22 protein-coding genes are annotated in these 20,117 nt (G+C 68.7%); 3 read left to right on the plus strand and 19 right to left on the minus strand.

What is annotated here, in order from left to right:
• Positions 1-29 precede the first annotated feature (29 nt).
• The 11 genes from hisIE to hisS all read right to left on the minus strand — a co-directional run bounded on the left by hisIE (position 30) and on the right by hisS (position 9,336).
• Entirely contained in the window at positions 30-650 is a 621-nt protein-coding gene (gene hisIE / locus AC5P6H_RS07490; RefSeq protein ID WP_014646954.1) for a bifunctional phosphoribosyl-AMP cyclohydrolase/phosphoribosyl-ATP diphosphatase HisIE, read from the minus strand.
• A complete protein-coding gene (hisF, locus tag AC5P6H_RS07495; protein ID WP_014646953.1) occupies positions 640-1,416 on the minus strand; it encodes an imidazole glycerol phosphate synthase subunit HisF in 777 nt (258 codons plus the stop codon). Before hisF ends, hisIE begins: the two co-directional genes overlap by 11 nt.
• On the minus strand, positions 1,410-2,144 hold the full coding sequence (hisA, locus tag AC5P6H_RS07500; RefSeq protein ID WP_014646952.1) for a 1-(5-phosphoribosyl)-5-[(5-phosphoribosylamino)methylideneamino]imidazole-4-carboxamide isomerase: 735 nt from the start codon (positions 2,142-2,144) through the stop codon (positions 1,410-1,412). Before hisA ends, hisF begins: the two co-directional genes overlap by 7 nt.
• Positions 2,141-2,743, minus strand: coding sequence for an imidazole glycerol phosphate synthase subunit HisH (gene hisH, locus AC5P6H_RS07505; RefSeq protein WP_032957991.1), 603 nt, complete (start codon positions 2,741-2,743; stop codon positions 2,141-2,143). Before hisH ends, hisA begins: the two co-directional genes overlap by 4 nt.
• Positions 2,740-3,813, minus strand: coding sequence for a bifunctional histidinol-phosphatase/imidazoleglycerol-phosphate dehydratase HisB (hisB, locus tag AC5P6H_RS07510; protein WP_495202445.1), 1,074 nt, complete (start codon positions 3,811-3,813; stop codon positions 2,740-2,742). The genes hisH and hisB overlap by 4 nt, the downstream gene beginning before the upstream one ends.
• Complete coding sequence (gene hisC / locus AC5P6H_RS07515; protein ID WP_069118396.1) at positions 3,810-4,904, minus strand: histidinol-phosphate transaminase; 1,095 nt, start codon at positions 4,902-4,904, stop codon at positions 3,810-3,812. Before hisC ends, hisB begins: the two co-directional genes overlap by 4 nt.
• Positions 4,901-6,196 carry a histidinol dehydrogenase gene (gene hisD / locus AC5P6H_RS07520; protein WP_227864041.1) on the minus strand — a complete coding sequence of 432 codons (1,296 nt, stop codon included), beginning with the start codon at positions 6,194-6,196 and terminating at the stop codon, positions 4,901-4,903. Before hisD ends, hisC begins: the two co-directional genes overlap by 4 nt.
• Positions 6,193-7,104, minus strand: a complete 912-nt coding sequence (hisG, locus tag AC5P6H_RS07525) for an ATP phosphoribosyltransferase (RefSeq protein ID WP_010482592.1) — start codon at positions 7,102-7,104, stop codon at positions 6,193-6,195. The genes hisD and hisG overlap by 4 nt, the downstream gene beginning before the upstream one ends.
• A gap of 34 nt (positions 7,105-7,138) precedes the next feature.
• A complete protein-coding gene (locus tag AC5P6H_RS07530; protein WP_005416326.1) occupies positions 7,139-7,447 on the minus strand; it encodes a YerC/YecD family TrpR-related protein in 309 nt (102 codons plus the stop codon).
• 198 nt (positions 7,448-7,645) lie between these two features.
• Positions 7,646-7,942, minus strand: a complete 297-nt coding sequence (locus AC5P6H_RS07535; protein ID WP_041863369.1) for a hypothetical protein — start codon at positions 7,940-7,942, stop codon at positions 7,646-7,648.
• Positions 7,939-9,336: a histidine--tRNA ligase gene (gene hisS / locus AC5P6H_RS07540; RefSeq protein WP_032958002.1), complete on the minus strand. Its 1,398-nt coding sequence runs from the start codon at positions 9,334-9,336 to the stop codon at positions 7,939-7,941. The genes AC5P6H_RS07535 and hisS overlap by 4 nt, the downstream gene beginning before the upstream one ends.
• Before the next feature lie 127 nt (positions 9,337-9,463).
• Here hisS and AC5P6H_RS07545 point away from each other — a divergent pair, with 127 nt between their 5' ends.
• On the plus strand, positions 9,464-10,216 hold the full coding sequence (locus AC5P6H_RS07545) for a Crp/Fnr family transcriptional regulator (protein WP_010482595.1): 753 nt from the start codon (positions 9,464-9,466) through the stop codon (positions 10,214-10,216).
• A gap of 102 nt (positions 10,217-10,318) precedes the next feature.
• Here the strand turns inward: AC5P6H_RS07545 and thrC are convergent, their stop codons facing one another.
• The 3 genes from thrC to thrA are packed head-to-tail and all read right to left on the minus strand — an operon-like array spanning position 10,319 to position 15,050.
• The gene (thrC, locus tag AC5P6H_RS07550) at positions 10,319-11,605 is read right to left on the minus strand and encodes a threonine synthase (RefSeq protein ID WP_495202446.1); all 1,287 of its coding nucleotides are present in this window, start codon (positions 11,603-11,605) and stop codon (positions 10,319-10,321) included.
• A gap of 29 nt (positions 11,606-11,634) precedes the next feature.
• A complete protein-coding gene (locus AC5P6H_RS07555) occupies positions 11,635-12,549 on the minus strand; it encodes a homoserine kinase (RefSeq protein ID WP_049406512.1) in 915 nt (304 codons plus the stop codon).
• The gene (gene thrA / locus AC5P6H_RS07560; RefSeq protein ID WP_329768006.1) at positions 12,546-15,050 is read right to left on the minus strand and encodes a bifunctional aspartate kinase/homoserine dehydrogenase I; all 2,505 of its coding nucleotides are present in this window, start codon (positions 15,048-15,050) and stop codon (positions 12,546-12,548) included. Before thrA ends, AC5P6H_RS07555 begins: the two co-directional genes overlap by 4 nt.
• Before the next feature lie 27 nt (positions 15,051-15,077).
• Between thrA and AC5P6H_RS07565 the strand changes: the two genes are divergently transcribed.
• Complete coding sequence (locus AC5P6H_RS07565) at positions 15,078-15,398, plus strand: hypothetical protein (protein ID WP_164077554.1); 321 nt, start codon at positions 15,078-15,080, stop codon at positions 15,396-15,398.
• Between the two features lie 9 nt (positions 15,399-15,407).
• Here the strand turns inward: AC5P6H_RS07565 and AC5P6H_RS07570 are convergent, their stop codons facing one another.
• Together AC5P6H_RS07570 and AC5P6H_RS07575 are read right to left on the minus strand one after the other, a co-directional pair.
• Entirely contained in the window at positions 15,408-16,358 is a 951-nt protein-coding gene (locus AC5P6H_RS07570; protein ID WP_241886759.1) for a DMT family transporter, read from the minus strand.
• A gap of 167 nt (positions 16,359-16,525) precedes the next feature.
• Positions 16,526-17,221, minus strand: a complete 696-nt coding sequence (locus tag AC5P6H_RS07575; RefSeq protein ID WP_014646939.1) for a helix-turn-helix transcriptional regulator — start codon at positions 17,219-17,221, stop codon at positions 16,526-16,528.
• A 103-nt stretch (positions 17,222-17,324) separates the two neighbouring features.
• On the opposite strand from AC5P6H_RS07575, the gene AC5P6H_RS07580 reads away from it, so the two are divergent.
• Positions 17,325-18,131, plus strand: coding sequence for a DUF6491 family protein (locus AC5P6H_RS07580; RefSeq protein WP_049406516.1), 807 nt, complete (start codon positions 17,325-17,327; stop codon positions 18,129-18,131).
• Here AC5P6H_RS07580 and AC5P6H_RS07585 read toward each other — a convergent pair.
• The 3 genes from AC5P6H_RS07585 to AC5P6H_RS07595 form a co-directional block, all read right to left on the minus strand.
• The gene (locus AC5P6H_RS07585) at positions 18,128-19,180 is read right to left on the minus strand and encodes a linear amide C-N hydrolase (protein WP_014646937.1); all 1,053 of its coding nucleotides are present in this window, start codon (positions 19,178-19,180) and stop codon (positions 18,128-18,130) included. The two genes, AC5P6H_RS07580 and AC5P6H_RS07585, sit on opposite strands and share 4 nt — an antisense overlap.
• Before the next feature lie 67 nt (positions 19,181-19,247).
• Positions 19,248-19,661 carry a DUF6691 family protein gene (locus AC5P6H_RS07590; protein ID WP_495202447.1) on the minus strand — a complete coding sequence of 138 codons (414 nt, stop codon included), beginning with the start codon at positions 19,659-19,661 and terminating at the stop codon, positions 19,248-19,250.
• Complete coding sequence (locus AC5P6H_RS07595) at positions 19,658-20,095, minus strand: YeeE/YedE family protein (RefSeq protein WP_049440812.1); 438 nt, start codon at positions 20,093-20,095, stop codon at positions 19,658-19,660. The genes AC5P6H_RS07590 and AC5P6H_RS07595 overlap by 4 nt, the downstream gene beginning before the upstream one ends.
• Between the last annotated feature and the right edge of the window lie 22 nt (positions 20,096-20,117).

Here is a 20,117-nt window from a genome sequence, read left to right on the forward strand (position 1 = left end):
GGTGCGGACCGTTGGTCCGTACGCCTTCCTCAACGATGGCGTTTTTCCAGCACCGCGCGCGCATCATCCAGCGACAGCCCGCGCGCGCGCAGCAGCACCAGCAGGTGGTACAGCAGGTCCGACGCCTCGCCCAGCAATGCCTCATCATCCTGCGCCACGGCGGCCAATGCGGTCTCCACGCCCTCCTCACCCACCTTCTGCGCGATGCGGCGGATGCCGCCTTCAAACAGGCTGGTGGTGTAGCTGCCGGGAGGGCGCTGCGCGTCACGCATGGCCACCAGCTGGCCCAGCCCACCCAGGAAATCCTTCGGCGCCTGGTCGAAACAGCTCTCGGCACCGGTGTGGCAGGTCGGCCCGGCCGGGCGCGCCATCACCAGCAGCGTATCGGCGTCGCAGTCGACACGGATCGACTGCACCACCAGCACGTTGCCGGACTGCTCGCCCTTGGTCCACAACCGCTGCTTGCTGCGGCTGAAAAAGGTCATGTGGCCGATGGCCAGCGTGGCCGCCAGCGATTCGGCGCTGACATAGCCCAGCATCAGCACCTGCAGGGTATCGGCATCCTGCACCACGGCCGGCAGCAGGCCGTCGCCCTTGCCCCAGTCCAGCGCCTGCAGCGCATCCAGCGATGGCCTCACTTCAATAGACATCCCGCACCTCGATCTGCTGTCCGCGCAGGTAGCGCTTCAATTCTGGAATGGCGATGGCGCCGCTGTGGAACACACTGGCCGCCAACGCACCGTCGACGTCGGCCTGGTCGAAGGCGTCGGCGAAGTGCTCCATCGCTCCGGCACCACCGGAGGCAATCAGCGGCACCTGGCACAGCGCCCGCGCCTGCTGCAGCTGCACGACATCGTAGCCACGGCGCACACCGTCGCTGTCCATGCAGTTCAGCACGATCTCACCGGCTCCACGCCGTTGCGCTTCGACGATCCAGTCGAGCGTGCGCAGCGGCACCGCCTGGGTCTTGTCCGGATCGCCGCTGAAACGACGCACCCGCCATTGCCCGTCGGCCTCGCGCACCGAATCGACCCCCACCACAACGCACTGCACGCCGAACTCGTCCGCCAGCTCGGTGATCAGCTCCGGCCGGCCCAGCGCCGGCGAATTGATCGACACCTTGTCGGCACCGGCGAACAGCACGCGGCGCGCGGTTTCCACGCTGTCGATGCCACCGGCCACACAGAACGGAATGTCGATCAGGCGCGCGATGCGCTCGATCCAGGCGACGTCAACCGACCGTGCCTCGGGACTGGCGCCGATGTCATAGAACACCAGCTCGTCCGCGCCCTGGTCGCGATAGCGCTGTGCCAACTCGGCGATGTCGCCCATGTCGACGTGATCGCGGAAGCGCACGCCCTTGACCACGCGGCCATCGCGCACGTCCAGGCACGGAATGATGCGGCGGCTCAACATGCCAACGCCTCGCTCAGGTCCATGCGCTGCTCCAGCAGTGCCTTGCCGAGGATGGCACCGCCGCAGCCGGCAGCACGCGCCTCGGCCACATCGGCCACGTCACGGATGCCACCGGACGCCTGCACCGCCACACCCGGCAACAGCGCCGACAGGTGCTGGTAGAGGCTGATGTTGGGCCCGGCCAGCATGCCGTCGCGGGCGATGTCGGTGCACAGCAGATGGCGCATGCCGGCGCGCGCGTAGCGCCGGGCCAGGTCATCCAGGGTCACCCCGGCGTTCTCGGTCCATCCGTGCACCGGCAGCTGCCACTGCCCCTGTGCGTCCTGGCGCGCGTCCAGCGCAATCGTGATGCGATCGGCGCCGAATTCCTCCAGCCAGCCGACCACTTCATCGGGACGACGCACCGCCAGCGAACCCACCACCACGCGGCCGGCGCCAGCGTCGAGGATGCGCGCCACATCGTCGCGGCCGCGCACGCCACCGCCGGTCTGCACCTGCAGCGGGGTCTGCGCACGAATGGATGCCAACAGCGGCGCCAGCGTGTAGCCACCGGCCCGTGCGGCATCCAGGTCGACCAGATGCATCCACTGCGCGCCCTGCGCGGCGAAGGCCTGCGCGCGCGGCAGAGGGTCATCCCCATAGGAGGTTTCCTGCGCGTAGTCGCCCTGGCGCAGCCGCACCACGCGGCCGTCGCGGATATCCAGCGCGGGGTAGACGATGAAACTCATGCAGCAGTGCCCTCGAGGAAGTTGCGCAGCATCAGCGAGCCGGTCTCGCCGGAGCGCTCGGGATGGAACTGTGCGCCGTAGTAGCGCCCCTGCTCCACCACGGCGGTGAACAGGCCACCGTGGTCGCAGGCAGCGACGGTGTGGGTATTGAGCGGCGCCGCATAGCTGTGCACGAAGTAGGCGCTGGCGCGTTCCGGCACGCCCTGCAGCAACAGCGATTCGCGCAGCGGCAGCAGGCGGTTCCAGCCCATGTGCGGCACGCGGATGCCACAGGCCGGCACCAGCTTGCGTACCACGCCCGGAATCAGTCCCAGTGTCTCTACGCCCGCTTCCTCGGAGCGTTCGAACAGCAGCTGCATGCCAAGGCAGATGCCCATCAACGGCACCTCCAGTCGCTGCAGCGGTTCCACCAGGCCCTGAGCGTGCAGGCGCTGCATGCCGGGACCGGCGGCGCCGACGCCGGGCAGGATCACCCGCCGCGCACCAACCAGGCCGTCCGCATCGCGCACCAGCCGCACCGTCGCGCCCAGGCGCTCCAGTGCGTAGCGCACCGAGCCCAGGTTGGCGCCACCGGCATCGATCAGCGCAACATCGCTCACAACGCCCCCTTGGTACTCGGCAGTGCCGTGCCCTGCCGGGCCAGCGCCGGACGCAGCGCGCGCGCCAGCGCCTTGAAGCAGGCCTCCACCTTGTGGTGATCGTTGTCGCCGCACACCTGCAGGTTTAGGTTCAAACCGCTGGCATCGCACAGCGAACGGAAGAAGTGCGGCACCAGCTCGGTCGGCATATCGCCCACGCGCTCGCGCTTGAACTCGCCCTCGAACACGAAATAGGGACGGCCGCTGAAGTCCAGCGCAGCGCTGGCCAGGGTCTCGTCCATGGGCAGGGTGAAGCCGTAACGGCCAATGCCGCGCTTGTCGCCCAACGCCTCGCGCAGGGCCTGGCCCAGGGCCAGCCCGGTGTCCTCGATGGTGTGGTGCTCGTCGATGTGCAGGTCACCCTCGGCCTGGATGTCCAGCGCGAAGCCGCCGTGCTTGCCGATCTGCTCCAGCATGTGGTCGAAGAACGGCAGGCCGGTGGCAATGCGTGCATCGCCCGCGCGGTCCAGGTCCAGCTCAACGCGGATCTTCGTTTCTTTGGTGTTGCGCTGGACAACGGCGGTGCGCGGCGCGTCGGCCAGCGCATGGGCGATGCCCGGCCAGTCCCACTCCCCACCAAACTGCGCGGTGCGCAGCTGGAAACCACGGATGTTGAGGTTGGCGGCAAACTGCAGGTCGGTGATCCGGTCACCGACCATGCCCGAGCGTGCCCAGTCGATGCTGCGGTCCTGCAGGTAGGCGGTCATCAGGCCGATGCCCGGCTTGCGGGTCGGCGCATTGTCCTGCGGCCAGCTGGAATCGATCAGCACGTCACGGAAGGTGATGCCCTGGCTCTCGAAGATCTGCAGCATCAGGTCGTTGGGGCCATCGAAGCTGGCGCGCGGGTAGCTGTCGCTGCCGAGGCCGTCCTGGTTGGTGACGATCACGAACTGGTAGCCGGCATCACGCAGCTTCAGCAGCGCCGGGATCACCTGCGGCACGAAGCGCAGCTTTTCGTAGGCGTCGATCTGGAAGTCGGACGGCTCCTCGATGAGGGTACCGTCGCGGTCAATGAACAGGATCGGGGTCATGCTGCGGCCCTCCGCGCCGACAGGGCCGCAAGCACGCGGTCATTCTCTTCGGGGCTGCCGATGCTGATGCGCAGCGCATCACCCAGCTGCGGCGCAGCGCGCTGGTCGCGCACCACCACGCCCGCAGCCAGCAGCGTATCGAACGCGGACTGGGGATCGGCGAAGCGGACCAGCAGGTAGTTGCCGGCCGAGGCATACACCCGGCACACGCCGGGCAGGCCGGCCAGGGCTGCACGCAGGCGCTCGCGCTCGGCGATCACCGTGGTCACGCGCTCGGCGGTGCGCGCCAGCGCGGCCGGCTGCAGTGCCTGCACGGCCAGTTCCGCGCACGGCGTCGGCACCGGGTACGGCGCCTGGCAGCGACGCAGCAGGGCAATCAGCTCCGGGGCAGCGATCAGCGTGCCAACGCGGGCGGCCGCGAGCGCGTGCGCCTTCGACAGCGTGCGCAGCACCGCCAGATTGGCGTGCGCGGCCAGCAACGTGGTCGCCGACGGCCGTTGTGCATACTCGACATAGGCCTCGTCCACCACGACCAGCGCCTGCCCGCGCAGCGCAACCGCCACGCGCTCGACCTCATCCAGGGCGATGTCACTGCCGGCCGGGTTCGACGGCGCACACAGGAACACCAGCTTGGCACCCTGCGCCTTGGCCGCGTCGATCACCGCATCCAGATCGGTGCGCAGTCCATCCTCGCTGTCCACCAGCGGCACTTCAATCAAGGCGGCACCCTGCAGGCGTGCGCAGACGGCGTACATGCCAAACACCGGCGGCGTGACCAGCACGCCATCGCGACCCGGCACGCACAGCGCGCGCACCAGCAGATCAATGGCTTCGTCGCTGCCGCGACCGATCAGCAGCTGCTGTGGCGTCACGCCGTACAGCGCCGCCAGTCCCTCGCGCAGCGCGAGCGGCTGCGGCTCCGGATAGCGCCGGCTGCTGCCTGCGGGATCGGCCGCATTGGCCCAGGCCGACTCATTGGCATTCAACCAGACCTCGCCCTGCACCGCCGCGCTGCGTGCCGAGCTGTAGCCGGCGAAGGCCTGCAGGTCCGGGCGCACCAGTGCCAGCACCTCATCGATCGCCGCGCTCATGCCGCCACCTCCATGCGCAACGCAACGGCACGCTCGTGCGCATCCAGGCCTTCGGCACGGGCGATGATGCGCGCGCAGCCGCCGATCGCGGCCAGGCCGGCGGCGCTGGCGCTCTGCACGCTGATCAGGTTCTGGAAGCTGGCAACGCTCACGCCGCTGTAGGCACGCGCGGCACCGGCGGTGGGCAATACGTGGTTGGTGCCGCTGCAGTAGTCACCCAGTGCTTCGGGGGTGTAATCGCCCAGGAACACCGAGCCGGCCGCCTGTACCTTGTCCAGCCATGCGCGCGGATCACGCAGGGCCAGGATCAGGTGCTCTGGTGCATAGCGGTTGCTGATCGCGAACGCCTCGTCCAGCGCATCGACCTGCACCAGCCGCGATGCCGACAGTGCCCGGCGCGCGATCTGCTGGCGCGGCAGCAGGGCCACCTGGCGCTCAACCTCGGCTTCGACCGCCGCCAGCATCACGGCGTCGTCGGTCAGCAGCAGCACCTGAGAATCCGGACCGTGCTCTGCCTGCGACAGCAGGTCGGCGGCGACGAACGCCGGATTGGCGCCAGCATCGGCAATCACCAGCACCTCCGAAGGACCGGCAGGCATGTCGATGGCGGCGGCCCCGTCCTGTGCGACCTGCTGCTTGGCTTCGGTAACGAAGCTGTTGCCCGGCCCGAACAGCTTGTCGCAGGCCGGAATGCTGGCCGTGCCATAGGCCATCGCCGCGATCGCCTGCGCGCCGCCCAGCTTGAACACGCGCTGCACGCCGGTCAGGCGGGCGGCTACCAGCACTGCCGGATCGGCACTGCCGTCGGCGCGCGGCGGGGTGCACAGCACCACCTGCGGGCAACCGGCCAGCTGCGCCGGAACGCCCAGCATCAACGCGGTGGACGGCAACGGCGCGCTGCCAGCCGGTACGTACAGGCCCACCCGGCCGATCGGGCGCAGCATGCGTTCGCAGACCACGCCCGGCGCGGTTTCAACTGCATAGCCTTTGCCCATGCCAGCGGCGTGGAAGCGCGCAATGCGTTCGGCGGCGTCCACCATCGCCTGTCGCAGTTCGGCGGGCACGGCGGCTTCGGCAGCGGCGAATTCGGCTTCGGAAACTTCAAACGAGGCCAGCTCGACGCCATCGAAACGCGCCGTAATCGCACGCAGCGCATCGTCGCCCTGTGCACGCACCTGCGCGATCAGGGCCGCTACGGCATCGCGGGTCTGCTGCGCCACGGCCTGCACCGGGCGGGTCAATGCCGCGCTGCGCGCGGCCTCATCAAGTCGGGACCAGATCAGACGGTTCATGCCAGCGATCGCTCCACGCTCAGTACCATCAGGCCCTGCGCGCCCGCGCGCTCGAGTTCTTCCATGCGCTGCCAGCTCAGCGGGCCGGGGCACATGGTCTGCAGGCGCAGCGCGCCACCATCGGCCGGCAGCCGCACCAGCGGCTCGGCATCGGCCAGCAGCTGCGCCAGCGCGTCGACGCGATCTTCGCTGGCACGGAACATCAGCAGCTTGCGGTCCTGGCGCTGCACCACGCCGTCGAGGCGGCGCAGCAGCATCGCGCGCAGCGATGCACGTGCGTCATCCGGAACGCGCACCGCACCAGCCAGCACCGCCTCGCTGTCGAGCAGGTTGTGTACCGGGGTCAACTGGTTGGCACGCAGCGTGGCGCCGCTGGAGACCAGATCGCAGATCAGGTCGGCGGTACCCAGGCGCGGGGCGATTTCCACCGACCCGGACAGCTCGACCACCTGCGCGTCCACGCCCTGCTCCGCCAGCCACTGCTTGAGGATGGCCGGGTAGCTGGTGGCGATGCGGGTGCCGGCCAGCTGCGCCGGACCCTGCCACTGCCATTCCTCGGGCACCGCCAGCATCAGCCGGCACTGGCCGAAGCCCAGCCCGCGCAGCGCCTGGTAGGCGTCCGGCAGGCCGATCTGGCGGCGTGCCGCGGCCTGCTCGTCCAGTTCATTGCGACCGACGATGCCGAGGTCGCAGACGCCATCGGCGATCAGGCCGGGGATGTCGTCGTCGCGCACCAGCAACAGGTCCACCGGCAGCGATTCGCCGTAGCAGAACAGCTTGTCGCGGCTTTCGCGCCAGCTCAGACCACAGGCGCTGAGCAGGTTGCGGGCGGGCTCGGCCAGCCGGCCACTCTTCTGGATGGCGATACGCAGCCGGTCTCGTGCCGGCGCTGCCTGGGTTGCACTCATGGGGGAGGTCTCGAAGTTCGGAACGGGGCGCGGATCAGCGCGAAGCAAGGCGGTCGATGGCGGCGGCATAGCCTCGATGGCCATGCTCGAGCGTGCGTGCCACCCGTCCGGTGGTGGTCACGCTGACGCCCGTGCGCTCGTGGATCTCGCGGTACGGCACGCCCTGCTGCAGCAGCGGCACCACCTTCCAGCGGTCGGCCATGGCCTCCAGCTCCGCCGGGGTGCACAGGTCGCGCAGGAATGCCTCGACCTGCTCCGGCTCGCGCAGCGCGGCAAAGGCCCGGGCCAGGGCTTCCAGGTCGGCCTTCGGGTCTTTGGCGGCAATCTCGGGGCGGGCTTTCACGGGGTCGGGTCCATGCATCAATGTAATAGCGCGTTAGTACATTAGCGCATTCTTGCGCAGTGCGTCAAATCGGAGCCTCATGGGGTCAGATCCGTTTTCCAAAGGAAAACGGATCTGACCCCTGGACCGGATGCCGGAAATGCAGAACGCCCACCAAAGGGCGGGCGTTCTGCTTTCAAATCAACAACCTGGCTCGACTCAGGGCAGGCAACGCACCTCCGCCTGCAGCGTCCCGCGCCGCAGGCACTCCCCGAACAGACTGCCCTGCCGGCTCGGCAGGGACTGGATGTTCTGCAACGCCCCTGCACCCGCCGGGCACGTCCGCGAGGCCAGGGCCCGCAGGTCGCCCTCAAGCTGCGCGCGGTCGATCACGTGACAGCGATCAACCTGCAGCCGGTACTGCGCCGGGCCCAGCCGATCACTGCGCAGCACCGGGTCACTCTGGCAGCCCGCCAACAGGAGCACGGTGAGTACCCCTGCGACGGCCGGCTTCACACCATCGCCCTGGACTGCTCCAGCTCCACCAGCAGGGTGCTGGCCAGCTCGTCGCGCGACACTTCGAACTGCTGTTCACGCAGCAGGTCCTTCACCGCCACCACGCCGCGCGCGAGCTCGTCTTCACCGGCCAGCACCACGAAGCGGATGCCGGCCTTGGCCGCGTACTGGAACTGCTTGCCGATCTTCTTCGGCTCCATCTGCACTTCGGTATTGATGCCACCGGCGCGCAGGCGGCGCGCGATGTCCAGCGACTGCGGCATGCCCTGCTCGTCCATCAGCGCCACCAGCGCCTGCACGCTGCTGGCTTCGATGCCGTCGATCAGGCCCGCCTCGCGCAGCTGCCAGAACAGGCGCGACAGGCCGATGGAGATACCCACGCCCGGCAGCTTCGACTTGCTGTAGTGGCTGGCCAGGTCTTCGTAACGGCCGCCCGAACAGATCGAGCCGATCTGCGGGTGGTCGGTCAGCGTGGTCTCGTAGACGGTGCCGGTGTAATAGTCCAGGCCGCGCGCAATGGAGAAGTTCAGGCAGTATGCGGTTTCCGGCACGCCCAGCGCCTGCACCAGCTGCAGCACTTCGCGCAGTTCGGCGACGCCGGTACGCAGGATCTCCGAAGAACCGGCGTCGGCTTCCAGCGTGGCCAGCTGCGCCAGCGCATCGGCATGGCCCTGCGAACGCACAGCGACGAAGGCCAGGATCTTCTCGACCTGTTCTGCCGGGATGTTGAAGCCCTCGCCCACCAGCGTCTCGCGAACGTAATCGGCGCCACGCTTGTCCAGCTTGTCCACTTCGCGCAGCACCGCCAGCTGGCGCTCGCCTTCAGCCACGCCCAGGCTCTCGAAGAAGCCGCGCATCAGCTTGCGGTTGTTCAGCTGGATGCTGAAGTCACCGATGCGCAGTTCCGAGAACACCGCATGGATGACCGCCAGCACTTCAGCGTCGTACCGCACGCTCAGGCTGTCCTTGCCGATCACGTCGATGTCGCACTGGTAGAACTCGCGGAAACGACCGCGCTGGGCACGCTCGCCGCGGTACACGCGCTGCATCTGGTAACGGCGGAACGGGAAGGTCAGTTCGTGTTCGTGCTCGGCCACGTAGCGTGCCAGCGGCACGGTCAGGTCGAAGCGCAGCGCCATTTCCGGCAGCGAACGGTCGCCCGACTCGGCCGCGTTGGCCAGCGCGCCGGTGGACTGCACGAAATACACCTGGCGCTCGGTCTCACCACCGGACTTGGTCAGCAGCACGTCGGACAGCTCGAACACCGGCGTCTCCACCGGCAGGAACCCGAAGCGCTCGTAGTTGCGGCGGATGACGTCCAGCATGCGCTGGAACGCAATCTGCTCGCGCGGCAGCAGCTCAAGGGTGCCGGGCGGGGTACGGGGCTTGATCACGGGCGGAACTCCTGCTGGAACGGGACGTGGGAGGGGGCAACATTCTAGCGCCCCCGCCTCCGGCAGGGTCGAACGGCCGCTTGAAGTATCATAAGGCCCTCCCCGCCCGCGATACGCCCCCCGCAACATGTCACGGCCTTCCGGCGCTCCGCCCGCCACCAACGATCCCGCCTCGCCGTCCTGCACCACGCTGGACTGCCTGCACTGCTCGGTTCGGCACCTTGCGGTGTGCTCGGCGCTGTCGCCAGACGAAGTGCAGGCGCTGGAACAGGTCACCGTCTCGCAGCAGGTCAGCATGGGCAGCACGCTGGCCCGCACCGGCGAAGAGCGCGACCATGTCTATACATTGACCGCCGGCGCACTGCGCCTGGTGCGCACCCTGGCCGACGGCCGGCGCCAGATCAACGGTTTCGTGCTGCCCGGCGACTACCTGGGCCTGAGCGGCAGCGACCACCATCGCTACGACATCGAGGCCATCGCCGACAGCCGCGTGTGCCGTGTCGCGCTGCCACAGATGAAGGCCCTGCGCAGCCGCTTCCCGCACCTGGAGCGCAAGCTGCTGCAGCGCGCCTGCCAGGAACTGGATGCCGCACAGGATGCTGCGCTGGCGCTGGCACGCCTGCAGCCGGCCGAGAAGCTGGCCGATTTCCTGCTGCGCCTGGCCGCGCGCGAGGCCAAGCTGGGGGGCGACGGCCTGCGCGTGTCGCTGCCGATGGGCCGCGGCGATATCGCCGACCATCTGGGCCTGACCATGGAAACGGTCAGCCGCACCTTCACCAAGCTACGCCAGCAGGGGCTGATCGCCCTGCCCCACCTGAACGTGGTGGAGATCCTCGACGAGGATGGTCTGCGCACGCTGGCCGGTGAAGGGTTGATCTGACCGTATCGCGGTTGGTTGGGTTGCCGGCCAGCGGCCGGCACTACCGGACGGATGCAACACGGGTAGTGCCGGCCGCTGGCCGGCAACCACCTCCATCTGCGATCAACGCAGCAACACCTCGCGCAAGGCCGCGTAATCTGCCGCCAATGGTTCGGCGCGCGCTGGTCGCTGCAGCAAGGCATCCAGCGCAGGTGGCACCGCCACCGTTTCGCCGATCAGCGGCTCGACCACAGCCTCGAACTTGGCTGGATGCGCCGTAGCCACCGCCGCCCAGTCGCCCTTGGCACCGCGCGCGCGCAGATCCTGCAGCACCTTCACCGCCGTCGCCGTGTGCGGGCAGAACAGCTCGCCGCGGCTGGCATGCGCTGCGGCAATCGTCGCGCGGATGGTCACGTCATCTACCGCGAACGCGCGGAAAGCTGCACGCAGTTCTGCGTCGTCGCCGTGGTAGAGCCAGCGCAGTCGCTCGAAGTTGCTCGGCGCACCCACGTCCATTGCATTGGCCACCGTCGCCACACTGGCCTGCGGCTGGTAGTCGCCACCATTGAAGTACGCCGGCAGCACGGCATTGGCATTGGTGGCCAGCACGACCTGGCCGATCGGCACGCCCAGCGCGCGCGCCAGCACGGCCGCCATCGCGTTGCCCAGATTGCCGGTCGGCACCACCAGGTTGAGCCGGCGACGATGCGCGGCGTAGTGGGTCAACGCTGCATGCGCGTAGTAGCTCATCTGCGGCAGCAGTCGGCCCAGGCTGATGCTGTTGGCCGAGCTCAACGGCACCTGCGCCTGCAGTTCGCGGTCAGCCAGCGCCTGCTTGACCATCGCCTGGCAATCGTCGAATGCGCCCGTCACGCGCAGGGCCTGGATGTTGTCGCCGAAACAACCGAGCTGATGCGCCTGGCGCGGAGACACGCGACCCTCCGGATACAGCACCACCACGCGCACGCCCGGCTGGCGATGGAAGGCCGCCGCAACGGCGGCACCCGTATCGCCGGACGTGGCGACGACGATCGTCAGATCGCGATCCTTGCCGCCCTGCAGGCGCGACAGCGTACCGGCCAGGAAGCGCGCGCCGATATCCTTGAATGCCGCCGTCGGCCCATGGAACAGCTCCAGCACATGGTCACCCTCGCCGAGCGCACGCAGCGGCACCGGGAAGTCGAACGCTTCGCGGCAGATCCCCGGAAGCGCAGTCTCGAGTGCATCGCCCGCGAAGAACGGTGCCAGCAGATCGGCGGCGGTATCGGCCAGGGTCGCCCCGGCCTGCAGCTCGCGCGCGGCCGGCAGATGCGCGGGAACATACAGCCCGCCATCGGGCGCCAATCCGGCGGCGATCGCGGCGCTGAGGCCAACGGCGGGAGACTGGCCGCGGGTCGAAACAAATTGCATGGGATCGTTATCCAGAGAAGGGGAAGGATTCAGCACAGCCGGGCTCCCGGCGCATCCAGCGGCGATACCCAGGCGTCACTGTCGAAGCCGGCCGCAGCGAACGCTGCCTGCACCGGCGCCACGGCGGCACGGGCCTGGTCAGCATCCTCGAACCAGGCGAACACACTGGGTCCGGCACCGGAGATGCCCGCGCCCATTGCATGGGCCGACAGCGCTGCATCACGGGCGGCCTCGAAGCCGGCAATCAATCCGGCCCGTCGCGGTTCGACCAGCACATCGCGCAGCCCCGCGCGTACCAGCGTCGCATCACTGCGATGGCAACCACTGAGCACCAGCGCGAGGTTCGCGCTCTGGGCCACGAACTCGCCCAGCGCATAGCTGCCCTGCAGGGCCTGGCGGGCACGGCGCGTTTCCAGCACCGCGTGCGGATGCACCAGCAGGCTGTGCCAGCTGGCAGGCACCGGGACCGGCAACAGGCGATCGGCCGTACACAGCGCCAGACCACCCAGCAGCAGCGGGCCGACGTTGTCACCGTGACGGCCACCACTGGCCACCGCCTCACCGTCCAGCGCATAGGGGTACAGCGCCTCGCGCGGCAACGGGGCCTGCAGCAGCGCATTGGCGGCGACCAGCGCCGCGACACTCGACGCTGCCGAACCGCCCATGCCGGAACCGAACGGTATGCCCTTGTCGATCTCGACCGCGAAACCGAAATCCAGGCCCAGGCCTTCGCGCAGCGACATCAGCGCAGCCCCGGCGGTGTTGCCGGCGGCGTCCAGTGGCAGCGCGACGGCACTGCCACGGATCGCATCGATCCGCACCGCCGGCTCGTCGATGCGGCGCACGCTCACGGTATCGCCGATACCGGCAATGGCATGGCCGAGAATGTCAAAGCCCACTGCCACGTTGGCCACCGAGGCAGGCGCGAACGCACGTGCGATCACAGCCGCGCTCCTTCACCGGCGGCGACCCGCAGCAGGTCCGCGAACACACCCGCTGCCGTCACCTCCGGACCCGCACCCGGCCCCTGCACCACCAACGGGTTGTCGCAGTAGCGACGGGTGCGGAACTGCACCACGTTGTCGGTCAGCCGCAGGTTGGCGAAGGCATGATCGGCCGGCAGTTCCTGCAGCCCCACCGAGGCGCCGTCGGCACCCAGCTGTGCCACATAGCGCAGCACCGCACCACGCGCCCGCGCATCCTGCAGGCGTTGCAGCAGGCTGGCGTCGGACTCGCCCAGCCGCGCCATGAAGTCATCCACGCTGCCCTCGCGCAGCAGCGCCGGCACCAGGCTTTCCACTTCCACCTGCTCAAGACTGAGCGCGTGGCCGGCTTCGCGGGCCAGGATCACCAGCTTGCGCGCCACGTCCACGCCCGAAAGATCGTCACGCGGGTCCGGCTCGGTGTAGCCCATCGACCGCGCCTGCGCGACCAGCTGCGAGAATGGCTGGCTGCCATCGAAGCGGTTGAACAGCCAGGCCAGCGTGCCGGAGAAGATGCCTTCGATGGCCAGCACCTCGTCACCGGTATCGACCAGGTCACGCAGCGTGGTGATCACCGGCAGGCCCGCGCCCACCGTGGCCTCGTAGCGGAAACGCGCACCACTGGCCGCCGCCGCGGCGCGGATGCGCTGGTAGCGCGGCAGCGGCCCGGCGCCGGCCTGTTTGTTCGGGGTGACCACGTGGATGCCGGCTGCCAGCCAGCCCTCATAGCGCTCGGCCACCTCGGCACTGCCACTGCAGTCGATCACCACCGCATGCGGCAGGTGCGCGGCCAGCAGGTGTTCGGTGAAGCGATCCAGATCGCTGGGCTCACCCGCCTGCTGAAGGGCTTCGCGCCAGTCGGCATGCAGCCCATCCGCATCCAGCCGCATGCGCGAACGCGAGGCCAGTGCGCGCAGGCGCAGGTCGACATTGGCCTTGGCCAGCAACTGCGGGCGCGCGGCCAGCAGCTGGTCCAGCAGCGCGGCACCGACGTTGCCAGGCCCGATCACGCCCACCGCGAAGGTCTGCGGCGACAGCCAGAAGCCGGCATGCGCGGCGCGCAGGGCGCGGGTGGCATCGGCACTGTCCACCGCCACCGAAATGTTGCGCTCGGACGAGCCCTGCGCGATTGCCAGGATGTTCACCTGTGCGCGGCCCAGCGCCTCGAACAGGCGTGCCGCCACGCCAGGTTGGCCGGCCATGCCGTCGCCCACCGCCGCCAGAACGCTGACGCCCTCGCTGACCTGCACGCGCTGCACCTGGCCCACCGACAGCTCATGCGCAAACGCATGCAGCAGCGCCTCGCGGCCACGTGCAGCTTCGGCGGCGCGCACCACGCAGCAGATCGAATGTTCCGACGAACCCTGCGAGATCATCACCACCGACACCTGCGCCTGGCGCAGGGCAGCGAATACGCGCTCTGCAGTGCCTGGCACGCCGATCAGGCCGGTGCCTTCCAGGTTCAACAGGGCCAGGCCCGGGCTCAGGGTCAGGCCCTTTACCGGCCCACGCGGCGAGCGCTCGGCACTGATGCGCGTACCCGGATGCGCCGGTTGGAACGTATTGCGGATGAAGATCGGCAGGCCCAGGCGGATCGCCGGCGACATCGTCTGCGGGTGCACCACTTTGGCGCCGAAGTAAGCCAGTTCGCAGGCCTCGTCGTAGCTGAGCGATTCGAGCTGCACGGCTTCGGGTACCAGCCGCGGGTCGGCTGACAGCACGCCGTCGACGTCGGTCCAGATGTGCAGTTCATCGGCGTTGAACAGCGCGGCGAAGACCGCTCCGGAGTAGTCACTGCCGTTGCGGCCCAGGGTGGTGATGCGGTCATCACGGTCACGCGCGACGAAACCGGTGGCGACCAGGCGCGGCTGAGGATGTTGAAGGCGCCATTGCGCGAGGCGGTCGGCGCTGGCTTCCCAGTCGACATCGACGCCCAGCTCGCCATGCCCGACCACCAGCACATCGCGCGCATCGAGCACCGCACAGTCTTCGCCCAAGGCACGCAGGTGGGTGCCAAGCAGCTGCGCGGAGAACACTTCGCCCAGGCCCTGCACGCGGTCCAGCACCTCGCGCGGCAGCTCGCCGATCACCGCCAGCGCCGCCAGCACTTCGGCCAGCTGATCGAAGCGGGCGTCGATCCATTCGACCGTCTCGCCGACCTGCTCGCCCAGCAGCGCCACGGCGGCGCCACGGTGGCGCGCGCGCAGGGCATGCCAGGCCTCGCGCCAACCCTGGTCACCCTTTGCCGCCAGCTGCGCCAGATCGATCAGCGCGTCGGTGACCCCCTTCATCGCCGAGACGACAGTGACCTGCAGCGACTCAGGACGGGCCAGCAGCAGGCCGGCAACATGGCGATAGCGTTCGGCATCGGCCACCGAGGTGCCGCCGAACTTGTGCACGACAGTGGACGGTGCAGCCAGATCGGCCGGGGCAACGGGATGGGCGGGGGCGTGGGAAGACATGCAGACCTCGTTAGGAGGCCCCGTCGCATGCAGGTGTCGAGTTTCCCCGTCACCTGGATGGTGCGGGGCCGTGGTTTTCGGGAGTTACACGAAGACGACGGGCCGCACCAGGGCAGTGGTGACGGTGGTGGTGGTAATGGTGGTGGTGGCGACCGGCGCAGTCGGACGGCCCGCAATGGCGGGGGCGATCAGGCTGGCGTGGGCGGCATCAAGGACCATGACGCACAGAAAACACTGTGCGCCGGTCCGCTGTCAAGTGCTGCGATGCAAAAAATCATTGCGGCGATCATCGGCCAACGTGCCGGCATTTGGTTGCATCTGAGACCAAGCCGACATCAGCACGCTTGACGCCCACATTCAGCCTGCATGTTCGGCGATCGCCCGTGGCGAGCGATGGGCATGCGCGCACAGCATCACGCCGGCCACCAGGAACACGATCGCCAGCGCCTCCAGCAGCGAGGGCCAGCGCTGCTGCCAGGCGAAGGCATACGCCAGCGCGAACAGCGTCTCGAACACGATCATCTGCCCGGTCAGGGTCAATGGCAGCAGGCGGCTGGCACGGTTCCAGAACGCGTTGCCGAGGATCGAGGCCACCACTGCCACGCCGGCGCTGATCGCCCAGAAGCCACTCCACTGCGCCGCGGTGTGGGTACCGCTGTGGCCGATGAAGGCCATCGGCACCAGCAGCAGGGCCAGGCCGCCAGTGGTGACGCCGGTCAGCAACGACCAGTCGTGGCTGGACAGGTCCGGCCGGCGCGCCAGCCAACGACTGTTGCCGATCGAGTACAGCGCCCACGAGAACAGCGCACCGAACGCACAGAGCAGGCCAATCAGGCGCTGCCGCCACGGTGTTGCGAGGTGTTCGGACATCAATGCTTCCCAGCCCACCAGCGCCACGCCGAGCACGCACAGGCCCAGCGCCGGCAGCAGCTGCTTCAACGGCACCGCGCCCTGCTCGCGCACGCCAACCAAAGTGACCACCACCGGAATCAGGCCGACAATCAATGACGCCGCCGCGCCACCGGCCCACTGCACCGCCGTGGCCAGCAGCAGGAAGTACACCAGGTTGCCGGCCAGGCTCAGCCACAGCAGCCCGAACCATTCGGCGCGGCCCAGCCGCGGTGCCAGCCGCTTCCAGCGCGGCAGCAGCAGAGCGATGGCAATCAGGCCATAGACCAGGTAGCGACCGGCGGACAGTTGCAGGGCATTGAACGACTGCAGCACGGCGGGGGCGAGAAAGACCACGCCCCACAGCGCGCCAGCGGCAACGCCATTGGCGATGCCCAGGGCCATCGGGTTGTTGCGCATTCGGGTTCTTCGGGGGAAGAGAACGGGCCGCGCAGTGTAAGCGCTGGCCAGCGGGCGCTCTTGACCGAGGCTATTGCCTTGTCATCTCTGTAGAGCCGAGCCAATGCTCGGCTGCGATTGGCCGCTGTGCAGATAAGGGCAGCCGAGCGTGGGCTCGGCTCTACAGGTCAGATGGCGCCCCTGCGCCAGGCGGCCGGCGTCTGCCCGCACTCACGACGCAGCGCACGGGTCAGTGCACTCTGCTCGGAATAGCCTGCCGCCAGCGCGATATCGCTGATCGGCGCCGCACTGGTACGCAGTTGGTGCTTGGCCCAACGCAACCGGCTTGCACTGAGCCAGGCCTGCGGGCTCAGCCCGAACTCCCGCTGGAACAGCGCATGCAACCGGCTTTCGCTGACACCGACGAAGGCGGCCATGCGTGCTACCGGCCACGCCTGGCCCGGATCAACCTGCACCGCCGCGCACAGGCCCTGCAGGCGCGCACCACTGCCCGCCGGTGCGAACACCTGGAGCAGCTGCGGCAACAGGGCCGGCAGTGCCTGGCCCTCACACACCTGCGCCAGGCGCTGTCGCAGCGCCAGTGGCAGATGCAGCCAGCGCTGGCGGCACAGGTGTTCCTGGGTACCGTCATCGAGCACACCCGGGGGGCAGTCGACGATCACGAAAGCATTCGGGCCATCGGCCATCTGGTCGTGTGCTTCGCCAGCCGCGACGAAGGCCCCCTGCAGCAGGTCCAGGCGACCACCGCGGCCTTGCATCTCGAACTGCAGTTCGCCCTGCAGCGGCAGCACCCACTGCGCGTAGTCATGACGGTCCAGGCCGGTGGCCTGGCCGTAGTGCCGCAGGTGGAAGATCGCGCCCATATGACGAGTGTGCGCGTGCTGGCATTTCCCTGCAACGCGGCCCCGGCACCGGCCATGCTATGTTCCAGCCAGTTACAGACGCAGGGATGGCAGGATGAACAGCATGATCCGATTGCTTCCGCTGGCACTGGCCAGCGCCTTACCCCTGGCCGCCCTGGCCCAGGCGCCATCCGCGCCATCGGCCGCCGAGCGCATCGCACCTGCACCGCACTGCCTGGACGCACGTGACGTACGCCAGGTCGAGCAGGAGACACCGACCGCCATCGCGGTCCGTGATGGCAGGGGCCAGGCCTTCCGCATCGACTTCAGCGCAGCCTGCCCGGGTGTCAACGAAGCCAGCGCACTGCGGCTGGAGGCGCCTTCGGGCTGGGCCTGCGGCCGCCCCAGTGAACAGGTGATGGTGGATGGCCGCCGCTGCGGCGTCGGCAGTGTCACCCCCATCGACAACCGGGAGTTCGCCAGCACCGCTCGCCAGAGCAGCCGCCTGTACGCGGCCACCCTGCCGCCGGTGAACGTGACCGCCACAGGCAAGCCCAGCCGTGGCGGCAGCAGCCCGCGCCATACCTTCCAGGCCTCGCCAGCGTTCTGCTTCGCCACCCGCCATGTGCGCAGCTGGAACGAGGATCCGCAAGGCGTGGTGGTGGAGACCAATCCGCGCCGCAATGGCGGCAATCGCTACTACCGCGTCGAACTGGCCGGCAGCTGCTCGATCCTGGCCGGGGCGACCTCGGTGGAATTCCAGTCCGGTTTCCAGAACGGCCTGATCTGTGGCAATCCGGGCGATCGCATCGTGGAGACGCCGTCCGGAATCCCCGGCGACATGCGCGCCAGCACGCCGCGCTTCGCCCGCCCGGGCTGCAGCGTGCTGGCGGTCTATCCGAAGGACGCGCCGGACCAGGCCTCGCGCTAGCCGTCCACGCCGAGGAAGGCGAACGGTGCACTGGGTACGAAGTGACCCAATGCATCGCCGGCGAACGTGTTGCGCTGGTCCTTGCCAAGGTCGAGCTTGAGCACCTGGCCGCCGAAATCGACCTTGTTCAGATCGATCCAGAAGGTGTTGGGGGTCAGCGCCGATTCGAAGAAGTACAACCGCCGCTTGTGGTCGGCCACCGTGCGCCAGCGCGTCGATGAGATGTTTGGCTCGCCCGGCGTGGTGATGCCATACGGCACCGACGCATTGCGGATCACGCTGAACACGCTGGCCAGCGCTTCCACCGGGTCCTCGGCCTTGGGAATGGCATTGATGTAGAACGACGCACGCGCGAAGCGGTCGGACGAGCGGTTGGTACCTGGCAGCATCACCGTGCCACCGATCTGCTGCCAGTAGCTGTTGAGTGCCAGCTGCTGCTCGAAGATCGGCGAGTTGGTCATCACCTGGTAGCGCCGGTCATGGTGGATCACCTGGCGCCCCCCGATGTACTCGACGATGGCACTGTCGCCGCTCGCGTCGGACAGCGACAGATGCAGCGTTGCCTGGCGGTCCTCGCCCGGCACCTTGTCGGTGACGATCGAGTACGGCTCACGCTTCAGCGCCGCCACCGCCTCGTCCACGGTCGCGAAATTGTCCAGCACATACTGCGCCCACAGCGAAATCGCCAGTCCCGGCTTGTTGCCGCGCTGCTGCGGATACTCCGATTCGACCAGCCACAGCAGGTTGGCCACCAAGCCCTTCTCGTTCATGCCATCGGTGGTCGACACGTCGTAGCCGGTGGCCACCACCGAACCATAGCGCGCTGTCCAGGCCAGCGACTTCGGTCCGGCCTGGCCGGTGCGCGCGATGCCGCGCGGCAGCACATAGAGGTTGGTCGCCACGTCGACCTTCCAGTCCATCGAGCGTGCGGTGATCACATCACCGTTGTCACCCAGGTACACCGCGCGCGTGCAGGCCAGCGCCGGTGCCACCGCAGCGGCCAGTGCGACCGCCAGCATTGCCCTGCCCGTCCACTTCATCCGTACCATGTCGTTGTGCTCCTTTCCCCGTGAACCCCGGATCTGACCGCACGCAGGGTGACACAGGGGTGAAGCCTCAGCGTACGACCCGATCGTGCAGCCAGAAACCTGCAAGCATTGCAGGCACGAACCACAGCGCTTCACGCGATGCGACTGCCAGCCCGGCGATGGCCGGTCCCGGGCAATAGCCAGCCCATCCCCAGCCGATACCGAACAGTGCGGCACCCAGCAGCAGGCGCGCATCGACATCACGCGCTCTGGGCAGCTGGAAGCGCAGCGCGAACCACGGCTGCGCGCGGCGCAGCACCCAGCGCTGGCCGACCGCACTGACCAGCAGCGCCGAGCCCAGCACCCACACCAGGGTGGGATCGAAATCACCCGCAATGTCGAGGAAGCCGCGCACACGGCGCGCGTCGGTCATCCCCGAAAGCGCCAGCCCCGCACCGAACAGCGCACCCGCCGCTGCCGCGGCCCCTGTCGCGCGGCTCATGCCAGGCCTCCGCCGTGGCGGATGAGGAACGTCGTCAGCATCGCGCAGGCCATGAACACGAGCACCGCCAGCAGCGAGCGCTTCGAGCCGCGAGCCATGCCACAGACGCCGTGACCACTGGTACAGCCACTGCCCAAGCGGGTGCCGAAGCCCACCAGCAGGCCGGCGCCGATCAACTGCCAGGCAGGCAAGGCATCGCGCAACTGTACCCGCGGCAACGCTTCGGGCAGCGACTGCCACCACAGCACCAGCCCGGCCGCCGCGAGCAGGCCAGACAGGAAGGCCCAGCGCCATCCGCGCTCGCCTTCCGCTGCGCGCAGGCTGCCTGCGGCGATCCCGCTGATACCGGCCACACGCCCGAGGGTGGCGAGCAACAGCACTGCGGCGGCGCCGATCAACCCACCGCCGGCTACCGCAGTCCACGGCAGGTTCATGCCCCGCCCTCATTCACGCCCT

Source organism: Stenotrophomonas sp. YJH_SMC_110 (genome assembly GCF_059369255.1).

Coding starts and splice junctions, on each gene's coding strand:
- thrC (WP_495202446.1), bottom strand. CDS start 11,605: ATGCAATTTGTTTCGACCCGCGGCCAGTCTCCCGCCGTTGGCCTCAGC.
- AC5P6H_RS07545 (WP_010482595.1), top strand. CDS start 9,464: ATGTCACGGCCTTCCGGCGCTCCGCCCGCCACCAACGATCCCGCCTCG.
- AC5P6H_RS07565 (WP_164077554.1), top strand. CDS start 15,078: ATGCAGGTGTCGAGTTTCCCCGTCACCTGGATGGTGCGGGGCCGTGGT.
- AC5P6H_RS07585 (WP_014646937.1), bottom strand. CDS start 19,180: ATGGTACGGATGAAGTGGACGGGCAGGGCAATGCTGGCGGTCGCACTG.
- hisIE (WP_014646954.1), bottom strand. CDS start 650: ATGTCTATTGAAGTGAGGCCATCGCTGGATGCGCTGCAGGCGCTGGAC.
- AC5P6H_RS07570 (WP_241886759.1), bottom strand. CDS start 16,358: ATGCGCAACAACCCGATGGCCCTGGGCATCGCCAATGGCGTTGCCGCT.
- hisA (WP_014646952.1), bottom strand. CDS start 2,144: ATGAGTTTCATCGTCTACCCCGCGCTGGATATCCGCGACGGCCGCGTG.
- hisC (WP_069118396.1), bottom strand. CDS start 4,904: ATGAGCGCGGCGATCGATGAGGTGCTGGCACTGGTGCGCCCGGACCTG.
- hisD (WP_227864041.1), bottom strand. CDS start 6,196: ATGAACCGTCTGATCTGGTCCCGACTTGATGAGGCCGCGCGCAGCGCG.
- AC5P6H_RS07590 (WP_495202447.1), bottom strand. CDS start 19,661: ATGAGCCGCGCGACAGGGGCCGCGGCAGCGGCGGGTGCGCTGTTCGGT.
- thrA (WP_329768006.1), bottom strand. CDS start 15,050: ATGTCTTCCCACGCCCCCGCCCATCCCGTTGCCCCGGCCGATCTGGCT.
- AC5P6H_RS07595 (WP_049440812.1), bottom strand. CDS start 20,095: ATGAACCTGCCGTGGACTGCGGTAGCCGGCGGTGGGTTGATCGGCGCC.
- hisF (WP_014646953.1), bottom strand. CDS start 1,416: ATGTTGAGCCGCCGCATCATTCCGTGCCTGGACGTGCGCGATGGCCGC.
- hisB (WP_495202445.1), bottom strand. CDS start 3,813: ATGACCCCGATCCTGTTCATTGACCGCGACGGTACCCTCATCGAGGAG.
- AC5P6H_RS07580 (WP_049406516.1), top strand. CDS start 17,325: ATGATCCGATTGCTTCCGCTGGCACTGGCCAGCGCCTTACCCCTGGCC.
- hisG (WP_010482592.1), bottom strand. CDS start 7,104: ATGAGTGCAACCCAGGCAGCGCCGGCACGAGACCGGCTGCGTATCGCC.
- AC5P6H_RS07575 (WP_014646939.1), bottom strand. CDS start 17,221: ATGGGCGCGATCTTCCACCTGCGGCACTACGGCCAGGCCACCGGCCTG.